Origin of the sequence: Streptomyces sp. ActVer, assembly GCF_027270795.1 — a bacterium.
In the GTDB taxonomy this organism is placed as follows: domain Bacteria; phylum Actinomycetota; class Actinomycetes; order Streptomycetales; family Streptomycetaceae; genus Streptomyces; species Streptomyces umbrinus_A.
Map to the genome: position 1 here is coordinate 1 of NZ_JAPWHT010000369.1, position 10,527 is coordinate 10,527.

Here is a 10,527-nt window from a genome sequence, read left to right on the forward strand (position 1 = left end):
CGCCCCCGCGGCCGCCGGCGCCCTCGCGGCCGGAGCGCAGCGCACCGTCACCGCCTCCATCGGGGCACGGGACGCGGGCACCTACCAGCTCAGTGCCGTCGCCGACGACGCCGGTGCGGTCATCGAGCAGAACGAGACCAACAACACCTACACCAGCCCCGGTTCACTCGTCGTACGCCCGGTCAGCAGCTCCGACCTCGTGCCGGTACTGACCACCTCACCGTCCGGCCCGGCGGACGGCGACACCGTCACCTTCAAGGTCGCCCTGCGCAACCAGGGCACCATCGGCTCGGCGGGCGGCGCGCACGGCATCACCGTCGCACTGGTCGACTCCAAGGGCGCCACCGTGCGGACCCTGACCGGCTCGTACGACGGCACGATCGCGGCCGGTGCCACCACCGGCGCCGTCACTGTGGGCACCTGGACCGCGGCCAACGGCTCGTACACGGTGCGTACGACCGTCGCCGCCGACGCCAACGAACTGCCCGTCAAACGGGAGAACAACAGCGCCACCCAGTCCCTGTTCGTCGGACGCGGCGCCAACATGCCCTACGACATGTACGAGGCGGAGGACGGCGCGACCGGCGGCGGAGCGGCGACCGTCGGGCCCAACCGGACCGTCGGCGACCTCGCCGGAGAGGCATCGGGCCGCAAGGCGGTCACCCTCAACAGCACCGGTGAGTACGTGGAGTTCACAACCCGGGCCGCCACCAACACACTGGTCACCCGCTTCTCATCCCGGACTCCGCGGGCGGCGGCGGCATCGACGCCACCCTCAACGTCTACGTCGACGGCACCTTCCGCAAGGTGCTGCCGCTCACCTCGAAGTACGCCTGGCTGTACGGGGCGGAGGCAGGCCCGGGCAACGCCCCGTCCGCGGGAGCCCCGCGCCACATCTACGACGAGGCGCGCCTGATGCTGGGCGAGACCGTTCCGGAGGGGGCCAAGATCCGGTTGCAGAAGGACACGGCCAACACGTCCCGGTACGCGATCGACTTCGTCAGCCTGGAACAGGTCGCGCCGGTCGCCAACCCGGACCCGGCCGCGTACGCCGTCCCGACCGGCTTCGGCCACCAGGACGTGCAGAACGCCCTGGACCGGGTCCGCATGGACACCACCGGCAGGCTCACCGGCGTCTACCTCCCGCCGGGCGACTACCAGACGGCCGGCAAGTTCCAGGTGTACGGCAAGGCCGTGCAGGTGGTCGGCGCCGGGCCCTGGTACACGCAGTTCCACGCCCCGTCGGGCCAGGACAACACCGACGTCGGCTTCCGGGCCGAGAACTCCGCGAAGGGGTCCTCGTTCAGGAACTTCGCCTACTTCGGCAACTACACCTCGCGCATCGACGGTCCCGGCAAGGTGTTCGACTTCGCGAACGTGTCGGACATCGTCATCGACAACACCTGGACCGAGCACATGGTCTGCCTCTACTGGGGTGCCAACACCGACCGTGTGACCATCAGCAACTCGCGCATCCGCAACACGTTCGCCGACGCCGTCAACATGACCAACGGCTCGACGGACAACCACGTGGTCAACAACGAGTCCCGGGCCTCCGGCGACGACAGCTTCGCGCTGTTCTCCGCGATCGACGCGGGCGGCGCCGACATGAAGGACAACCTCTACGAGAACCTGACCTCGATCCTCACCTGGCGGGCCGCGGGCATCGCCGTCTACGGCGGCTACGACAACACCTTCCGCAACATCCACATCGCCGACACCCTGGTCTACTCGGGCATCACGATCAGCTCGCTGGACTTCGGCTATCCGATGAACGGGTTCGGCACCGAGCCGACGACCGTGGAGAACGTCTCGGTGGTCCGCTCCGGCGGCCATTTCTGGGGCAGTCAGACCTTCCCCGGAATCTGGCTGTTCTCCGCCTCGAAGGTGTTCCAGGGCATCCGCGTCAACGACGTGGACATCGTGGATCCGACCTACCACGGGATCATGTTCCAGACCCAGTACCTGGGCGGGCACCCGGTGAACCCGATCAAGGACACGGTCCTCACCGACATCTCGATCACGGGTGCGCGCAAGAGCGGCGACGCCTACGACGCGAAGTCCGGGTTCGGACTGTGGGCCAACGAGATGCCGGAACCGGAGCAGGGCCCGGCGGTCGGTGAGGTCACCTTCAACGGCCTGCGCTTCAACGGCAACGCCGTGGACATCCGCAACACCACCTCCACCTTCAGGATCAACATCAATCCCTGACCTGTCCGCCGAAAGGCGTCCACCGGTCCCTCACGGAGACTGAACGGAGGCACAAAGGCTGGCGCAAGCCGTTTGCGCGGCTTGCGCTAGCCTTGCGCTCATGACGCGACGACTTGCTCAGGTAGCCAAGAAGGTAGGTGTCAGCGAGGCCACGGTCAGCCGAGTCCTCAACGGCAAGCCCGGAGTCTCGGACGCCACCCGGCAGTCCGTGCTCACCGCGCTGGACGTCCTCGGCTACGAGCGTCCCACTCAGCTGCGCGGCGAGCGGGCGCGCCTGGTCGGCCTGGTCCTGCCCGAGCTGCAGAACCCGATCTTCCCCCTGCTCGCCGAGGTCATCGGCGGTGCGCTCGCCCAGCAGGGACTCACCCCGGTGCTGTGCACCCAGACCAAGGGCGGCGTCTCCGAGGCGGACTACGTCGATCTGCTCCTCCAGCAGCACGTGTCCGGAGTGGTCTTCGCCGGCGGCCTGTTCGCCCAGGCCGACGCCCCGCACGACCACTACCGGCAGCTCGCCGAACGGCGCATCCCGGTCGTGCTGATCAACGCCCCGGTCGAGGAGCTGGACTTCCCCTGCGTCTCCTGCGACGACGCCGTCGCGGTCGAGCAGGCGTGGCGCCACCTGACCCTGCTGGGGCACGAGCGCATCGGTGTGGTCCTCGGCCCGGCCGACCACATCCCCTCCCGGCGCAAGCTGGCCGCCGCGCGGGCCGGCGCCGAGGCGGCCGGCAGGTCCCTGCCCGACGACTGCGTGGAGCGGTCGATGTTCTCCCTGGAGGGCGGCCAGGCGGCGACCACCCGCCTGCTGGCCAGGGGCGTCACCGGCATCATCTGCGCCAGCGACCCGCTCGCCCTCGGCGCCATCCGCGCGGCCCGCCGGCGCGGCCTGTCGGTGCCCGAGCAGGTCTCCGTCGTCGGCTTCGACGACTCCGCCTTCATGAACTGCACCGAACCCCCGCTGACCACCGTGCGCCAGCCCATCGAGGCCATGGGGCGGGCCGCCGTGGACCTGCTCTGCACCCAGATCCAGGGCGGTGAAGTGCAGCCCGGTGAGCTCCTGTTCGAGCCGGAGCTGGTGGTCCGCGGCTCGACGACACAGGCCCCTCGGGGCTAGTCCGCAGGACCCAGGCGCCGTGGGGCCGGACCAGGCCCCACCGCGCTTTGGTTTGCGCGCACAAGCCTCCCCGAGATCAGCCGTATACATCCTTCTGTCAAACATTTACGAAGCCTGCGCGAGATATTGCGGTCACTTGTTCGTGGTGGTTGAGTGTGCGGCGCCCCACATCGCACCGGCGATGAGGGCGCCTTCCACGTTCATGCCCGAAGGGGACCACCCATGAGAAGAGCTCGGTTCCGCCGCACCCGCCGCGCCGGCGCGGTCACCCTCGCCTCCGCGCTCACGCTGACCGCACTCGCCGCCTGCGGCACGAGCAGCAGCGACGACGGCGACAACGGCTCCGGCAACAGTGCGAAAGCCGACCCCGCCGCACCGCTGGACCCGAAGACCAAGGTGTCCATCACCATCGACTGCATGCCCCCCGCGGCGAAGGCGGCCGAGCTCAGGCAGTGGAACGAGGACGTCAAGGAGTTCAACAAGAAGTACCCGGGCGTCACCATCAAGGGCCGCTCCACGCCGGGCCAGTGTCTGGAACCGCCGCGCTTCACCGCGATGCTCAAGGCGAAGTCCCAACCCGACGTCTTCTACACGTACTTCACCGACCTGCCCCAGGTCCTCGACAACGACGGCGCCCAGGACATCACCGCGTACGTCAACGACAAGAGCGTCCCGCTGCTCAAGGACATCGACCCCGACGTCCTCAGCTCGCTGAAGAAGGACGGGAAGCTCTACGGCCTGCCCACCAGCAACTACCGCATGGGCCTGCTCATCAACCGCAAGCTGTTCAAAGATGCCGGCCTCGACCCGGACACCCCGCCGGCGACCTGGGAGGAAGTCCGCACCGCGGCCAAGAAGATCGCGGACCTCGGCGGCGGTGTCGCCGGATTCGGCGAGTACAGCGCGGCCAACACCGGTGGCTGGCACTTCACCGCGCAGATGTACAGCCTCGGTGGCGACGTCGTCGACGCCAGCGGGAAGAAGGCCGCCTTCAACGACGCGACCGGCAAGCAGGTCGCCGAGAACCTCCACGCCATGCGCTGGGACGACGACTCCATGGGCAAGACCCAACTGCTGAAGTGGGGCGACCTCCAGAAGCAGATCGCCACCGACAAGCTGGGCATGTTCCTCGCCGCGCCCGACGACGTCACGTACATGGTCCAGCAACTCGGCGCCAAGTACGAGAACTTCGGCATGGGGCCGATCCCGGGCGATGAGAACACCCTCGCCGGCGGCAACAACTACATGATCAAGCAGGGTATTTCGGCCGACAAGGTCAAGGCCGCCATTGCCTGGCTGAACTTCAAGTTCACCACTGTCGGCAAGGGCCAGTACGACTGGAAGCGGTCCAAGGCCGACGCTCTGCCCGTGGGGCTCCCGCAGCCCAACCTGTGGCTGAACGGCTCCAAGACCAAGGACGACGCCGCCCGCCAGGAGTTCGCCACCATGCCGGTGGAGAACTTCAAGGCGTTCACCGACAACCCGGTCCCGGGCAAGGCCGAACCGCCGAAGGCCCAGGAGATCTACAAGGTCCTCGACAACGTCATGTCGGGCATCCTCACCAACAAGGACGCCGACATCGACAAGCTCCTGTCCACCGCCGAGTCCCAGGTCAACAAGGTCCTCGCCACCCAGTGACCACGCGGCGGCGGCCGGGCGGTGTCACCACCGTCCGGCCCGCCCGCGCGCCGCCGTCCACCGGCGGCGCGGACGAGAGCCCGACCTCCCACGGCATGTGCCCGGACCCGACCCGTCCGGCGGCACCGCAGTACGTCAAGGAGCGACCATGTCGGCCCCCATCCTCACCAAGGACCCGGTGGTCAAGGACCGCCGCCCCCGCAGGCCCCGCGCCGGTGCCCCGCACCTGCCGGACGGCGAGTTCGGCAAGAACCTGCGCCGCAACATCACCGCCCACGGCTTCCTCATCGGCGCGGTGCTCTGCTTCGCCTTCTTCTCCTGGTATCCGATCGTCCGGGAGTTCCTCCTCGCCTTCCAGAAGACCGAGGACGGCCGCGTCAGCTGGGTGGGCTGGGACAACTTCGTCACCGTCTGGAACGACCCCGCCTTCGGCCAGGCCTGGCGCAACACCCTGTGGTTCACCGTGCTGGCGCTGGTCCTCGGCTTCGTCGTACCGTTCGTCACCGCCCTGATCATCAACGAATTCCGGCACGGCCAGGGCTACTTGAGGCTGCTGGTCTACCTGCCGGTGATGCTCCCGCCGACCGCGTCGGTCCTGCTCTTCAAGTACCTGTACGACCCCGGGTACGGCATGTTCAACGAGATACTCGGGGTCTTCGGCGTCCCCGCCCAGCAATGGCTCCAGGACCCCGACACCGCGATGCTCTCCGTGGTGGTCGCCTCGACCTGGATGAACATGGGCGGCGCGACACTGATCTACCTCGCGGCCCTCCAGGGCGTGCCCGGTGAGCTGTACGAGGCCGCCGAACTGGACGGCGCGGGACTGCTCCGCAAGGTGTGGCACGTCACCGTGCCGCAGACCAGGCTCATCCTGCTGCTGATGCTCCTCATGCAGATCATCGCCACCATGCAGGTCTTCATCGAGCCGTTCCTGCTCACCGGCGGCGCCGGACCCGAAGGGTCCACCACCACCATCGTGTACCTGATCTACCAGTACGCCTTCAACTTCAACAACTACGGCGCCGCGGCGGCGCTCGGCCTGCTCCTGCTCGTGCTGCTGGCCGGCTTCTCGGCCGCGTACACCCGGCTCAACCGCGCCGAGCAGGACTAGCACCGGGGGAGACACGGACATGTCCACTCGCACACTCATCTCACCCGCCCAACTGGCCCGCCCGCGCGGCAAGGTCCTGTACTGGGTGTGCTTCGCCCTCGTCGTCGTCCTGTTCACGCTGGCGTTCCTCGGCCCGCTGTACTGGATGGTGTCCGGCGGACTCAAGACCACCCAGGAAGCCGTCCAGACCCCGCCCACCTGGGTGCCGGGCTCCGTCCACCCGGAGAACTACCAGCGTGCCTGGGAGGTCATGGACCTGGCGAAACTCCTGATGAACACCCTCTACTACGCCTTCGGCGCGCTCGCCTTCCAGCTGGTGCTCGACGTCGCCGCCGCCTACTCGCTCTCCAAGCTGCGGCCCGTACTCGGCAAGGCGATCCTGGGCCTGATGCTCGCCACCCTGATGATCCCGGCGACCGTCCTCGTCGTACCGCAGTACCTCACCGTGCTGGACGTGCCGATCGTCGAACGCAACCTGCTCAACTCGCCCTGGGCGATCTGGCTTCCCTCGGTCACCAACGCCTTCAACATTTTCCTGCTCAAGCGGTTCTTCGACTCGATCCCCAAAGAACTGCTCGACGCGGCGGCCATGGACGGCGCCGGCTCGCTGCGCGTCCTGTGGTCCATCGTGCTGCCGGTCTCCCGGCCCATCCTCGGAGTGGTGTCCATCTTCGCGGTCGTCGGCGTCTGGAAGGACTTCCTCTGGCCGATGCTCGTCCTGCCCGATCCGTCGAAGCAGACCCTCGCCGTCGGCATCTACTCACTCGCCACCAGCGTGCCCGAGAACGTGCTGATCGCCTCGCTGACCATCGCGTCCCTGCCCACGCTCCTCCTCTTCCTCGCCTTCCAGCGCAACATCATGAGCGGCCTGACGGCGGGCGGCCTCAAGGGCTGACCGAGCACACGCCGTACGGACACCACTCGCGGTCACCCGCAGTCCGGGCACCACCCGCAGCGAACACCACGCAGGTGCCCCCACCGATCCTCCGCCGCCGCCCCGTTCCCGACGCCTCGCTGTCCGGGGCGGCGGCGGAGACCACCCCTGCCCCGAAAGGACCGACACGTGGCAGCCCCTCAGCCCGGTAAGACCCCCGGCCACACCGACGACTGGTGGCGCGGTGCCGCCATCTACCAGGTGTACCCGCGCAGCTTCGCCGACGGCGACGGCGACGGCACCGGGGACCTCGCGGGCGTACGGTCGAGATTGGCCTACCTCGCCGAACTGGGCGTCGACGCGATCTGGTTCACCCCCTGGTACCTGTCCCCGCTCGCCGACGGGGGCTACGACGTCGCCGACTACCGCACCATCGACCCCGCCTTCGGCGACCTCGGCGAGGCCGAGCGACTGATCACCGAGGCCCGCGAGCTGGGCATCCGCACCATCGTGGACATCGTGCCCAACCATGTCTCCGACCAGCACCCCTGGTTCCGGGCCGCGCTCGCCGCCGGACCGGGCAGCCCCGAACGCAAGCTCTTCCACTTCCGTCCCGGCCGCGGCGAGCACGGCGAACTCCCGCCCAACGACTGGCCGTCACAGTTCTCCGGCCGCACCTGGACCAGGGTCGAGGACGGCGAGTGGTACCTGCACCTGTTCACACCGGAGCAGCCGGACCTCAACTGGGCCCACCCCGCGGTGCGGGAGGAGCACGAAGAGGTGCTGCGGTTCTGGTTCGAGCGCGGGGTGGCAGGCGTACGCATCGACTCCGCGGCGCTGCCCGCCAAGGATCCCGACCTGCCCGACTTCGTGGAGGGGCGCGACCCCCACCCGTACATCGACCGGGACGACCTGCACGAGATCTACCGCTCCTGGCGGCGGATCGCCGACGAGTACGACGGCGTGTTCGTCGGCGAGGTGTGGCTGCCCGACTCCGAACGGTTCGCCCGCTACCTGCGCCCCGACGAACTGCACACCGCGTTCAACTTCTCCTTCCTGTCGTGCCCGTGGGAGGCGGCCCGGCTGCGCGCCGCCATCGACGACACCCTCGCCGAACACGCCCCGGTCGGTGCGCCGGCCACCTGGGTCCTGTGCAATCACGACGTGACCCGCACGGTCACCCGCTACGGACGGCAGGACACCGGTTTCGACTTCGCCACCAAGGCCTTCGGTACCCCGGCCGACCTGCGGCTCGGCACCCGCAGGGCGCGTGCCGCCGCCCTGCTCACCCTCGCGCTGCCCGGCTCCGTCTACATCTACCAGGGCGAGGAACTGGGCCTGCCCGAAGCGGAGATCCCCCGGGACCGCATCCAGGACCCGATGCACTTCCGCTCCGGTGGCACCGACCCGGGCCGCGACGGCTGCCGTGTCCCGCTGCCGTGGACGGCCGACGCCCCGTACGCCGGTTTCGGCTCACGCACAGAACCCTGGCTGCCACAGCCCGACGGCTGGCACGCCTACGCCGCCGACCGCCAGGCCGACGACCCCGACTCCATGCTCAACCTCTACCGCGCCGCACTGGGCCTGCGCCGCGCCGATCCGGCTCTGGGCGACGGCCCGCTGCAATGGCTGCCCTCCTCCGACGGAGTCCTCACCTTCCGCCGCTCCCCGGACCTGATCTGCGTCGCGAACCTGGCCGACACCCCGGCCGCGCTGCCGGACCATACGGAGATCCTCCTCTCCAGCGGTTCACTGGACACCGACGGCAGACTGCCCTCCGACACGGCGGTGTGGCTGCGCGCATGAGGGCACCAGAACGTGGCAGGCGCCACGCACGGCTTCCCCGACGCCCTGTGACGCCCGGTCAGAAGTGGGTGGTGACGCCGAAGGCCCGGCGGAGCTGAGCCATGTCATGGCGGTCGTGGTCGGCCGGTTCGTACCCCTGATGGAAGTAGACCTGCTGCTCGGCCGACAGACAGGGGACGGAGGTCTCCAGGATCGCGCCGCTGACGAAGCACGGGGCGGGATAGACGAACGGGCGGTGCGGGTCGGGGGAGGCCTGCACCGCGGACCCGTCCGCCGCGAAGACCAACGGGTGCAGATCGATCTCGCGACCGCGCGGGTCCGTGACCACGAACCGCACGGGACGCCCGTCGAACGTCTCGACGAACCCGGCCTCCGCGAGAGCCGCCACGACGGCCTGCTCCTGGCCCTGCCGGTGCATCAGGTCCAGGTCGCGGTGGCGACGCGTCTGCTCCCCGACCAGAGTGTCGATGCCCCACCCGCCACCCACCCAGACCTCGACATCCGCGGCACGCAGCAGGGCGAGAACGGACAGCACGTCGTCGGCGGTCATCACGCGGGCACGGTAGCGGTCCGGCGGCCGGGTGGGCGAGCGGATTTGTGGTGGCGACGAGCGGGATCGGCCGGGCCGTACCGGAGACGGTCAGATCTGCTTCTCCATACTGATGGCCTTGCGGAGTTCCTCGCTCGCGGCGCCCGGCTCCTCCCGCCGGATCTCCAGCAACGCGGCGGCGATGGCGTCGAGTTTGCGCTGGATGGCGTGCTCGGCGCGCCGCTCGGAGTTCTTCAGCAGTGCCAGGAGTAGCAGTGATACGGCGGACATCGCCTCGCCCACCACCAGCAGCCACTGCGTGGGCAGCTTCAGTGCGTGCGCGGTGATCGCGCCGGCGACCAGAACGAGGCAGACGCCGAAGAAGCCGGGGGAACTCGTGAAGTTCGAGGCGTGCTCCGCCAGTCGCGTGAACCGGCCCGGTCGGTCGCCGTCACGGTGGGCTGGGTGCTGAGGTGCCATGAGATCACCAGCCGTTCTCATGAGGCCCGCCGCACCGTGGGCACGCCCAGGGTCCGGCCGGACACATCTCCGAGCCATCCGCGCCACAGGGGAGCCGTCGTGGTCCCCGCCATGGACCGGAAAGAGAGGTCGACCAGGTGGATGAACGAGCGCAGTCCGTCGCCGGTATCCGACTCCGTCCGTTCACGGCGGATCGGACGGCGCGCGCCGGATGTGCCATGTGGTCGGCGCGGTTCTGTGCTCCGGTGGCCGCCGACACCGTGGTCTCCCGAACGGTCGGCCCACGTGCGGGAGCCGACCGGGCTGCCCGCGACGATCCCGCCGGGCGTGGTCGGACAGCTCTCCGGGTCGGCCTCGGGCCGCTCGTCGATCAGCCGCAGCAGGATCTCCGGATACGCGTCGACCGCCGGAGGGGCGGCGCCGTTTTCACTCACCACAAGGCCTTTCTGTTACGCACTATCGGGCCCGAGCGGACTTCGACCTCTGTGACCAGGGGCTACCGAGCGAGCAGGTGTCCGCCCGGCCACTGCTTCGGGTGAGACACGTGTGCCCGTTCACGTCACCAGTATGTGACCGGTGGTGTCCTGGGCCTGAGAAGCCTCCGGACCGACCACGAACGCGGCTCTCAACCGGATGCCACAGATTCGACTCCTGCCACGCCTGCTGCTGATCACGCCCCGTACATCGAGAGGGGCCAACGCTCCGCTCAAGTTTCCCCGTGACCTTGGACACTCGATCTCTATGCCACGAGGCCGTGTTGGTGCCGT

General features: G+C 69.0%; 8 protein-coding genes and 1 pseudogene. 6 read left to right on the forward strand and 3 right to left on the reverse strand.

Annotation, left to right across the window (positions count from 1 at the left end; translation table 11 throughout):
• The 6 genes and pseudogenes from O3Q52_RS39805 to O3Q52_RS39830 all read left to right on the forward strand — a co-directional run.
• Nucleotides 1–2,211: pseudogene (locus O3Q52_RS39805) on the forward strand (CARDB domain-containing protein); the annotation flags it as partial.
• 100 nt (nucleotides 2,212–2,311) lie between these two features.
• Nucleotides 2,312–3,322 carry a LacI family DNA-binding transcriptional regulator gene (locus tag O3Q52_RS39810; RefSeq protein WP_269653443.1) on the forward strand — a complete coding sequence of 337 codons (1,011 nt, stop codon included), beginning with the start codon at nucleotides 2,312–2,314 and terminating at the stop codon, nucleotides 3,320–3,322.
• A 222-nt stretch (nucleotides 3,323–3,544) separates the two neighbouring features.
• Entirely contained in the window at nucleotides 3,545–4,960 is a 1,416-nt protein-coding gene (locus O3Q52_RS39815; RefSeq protein ID WP_269653444.1) for an ABC transporter substrate-binding protein, read from the forward strand.
• A 148-nt stretch (nucleotides 4,961–5,108) separates the two neighbouring features.
• Complete coding sequence (locus O3Q52_RS39820) at nucleotides 5,109–6,071, forward strand: carbohydrate ABC transporter permease (protein ID WP_269653445.1); 963 nt, start codon at nucleotides 5,109–5,111, stop codon at nucleotides 6,069–6,071.
• 19 nt (nucleotides 6,072–6,090) lie between these two features.
• On the forward strand, nucleotides 6,091–6,966 hold the full coding sequence (locus O3Q52_RS39825) for a carbohydrate ABC transporter permease (protein WP_200400527.1): 876 nt from the start codon (nucleotides 6,091–6,093) through the stop codon (nucleotides 6,964–6,966).
• A 168-nt stretch (nucleotides 6,967–7,134) separates the two neighbouring features.
• Complete coding sequence (locus O3Q52_RS39830) at nucleotides 7,135–8,751, forward strand: glycoside hydrolase family 13 protein (protein ID WP_269653446.1); 1,617 nt, start codon at nucleotides 7,135–7,137, stop codon at nucleotides 8,749–8,751.
• A gap of 58 nt (nucleotides 8,752–8,809) precedes the next feature.
• Here the strand turns inward: O3Q52_RS39830 and O3Q52_RS39835 are convergent, their stop codons facing one another.
• The 3 genes from O3Q52_RS39835 to O3Q52_RS39845 form a co-directional block, all read right to left on the reverse strand.
• Entirely contained in the window at nucleotides 8,810–9,301 is a 492-nt protein-coding gene (locus tag O3Q52_RS39835) for a nucleotidyltransferase domain-containing protein (RefSeq protein ID WP_269653449.1), read from the reverse strand.
• 90 nt (nucleotides 9,302–9,391) lie between these two features.
• On the reverse strand, nucleotides 9,392–9,760 hold the full coding sequence (locus O3Q52_RS39840; RefSeq protein WP_269653447.1) for a low affinity iron permease family protein: 369 nt from the start codon (nucleotides 9,758–9,760) through the stop codon (nucleotides 9,392–9,394).
• A 17-nt stretch (nucleotides 9,761–9,777) separates the two neighbouring features.
• The gene (locus tag O3Q52_RS39845; protein ID WP_269653448.1) at nucleotides 9,778–10,194 is read right to left on the reverse strand and encodes a hypothetical protein; all 417 of its coding nucleotides are present in this window, start codon (nucleotides 10,192–10,194) and stop codon (nucleotides 9,778–9,780) included.
• Nucleotides 10,195–10,527: the final 333 nt, after the last annotated feature.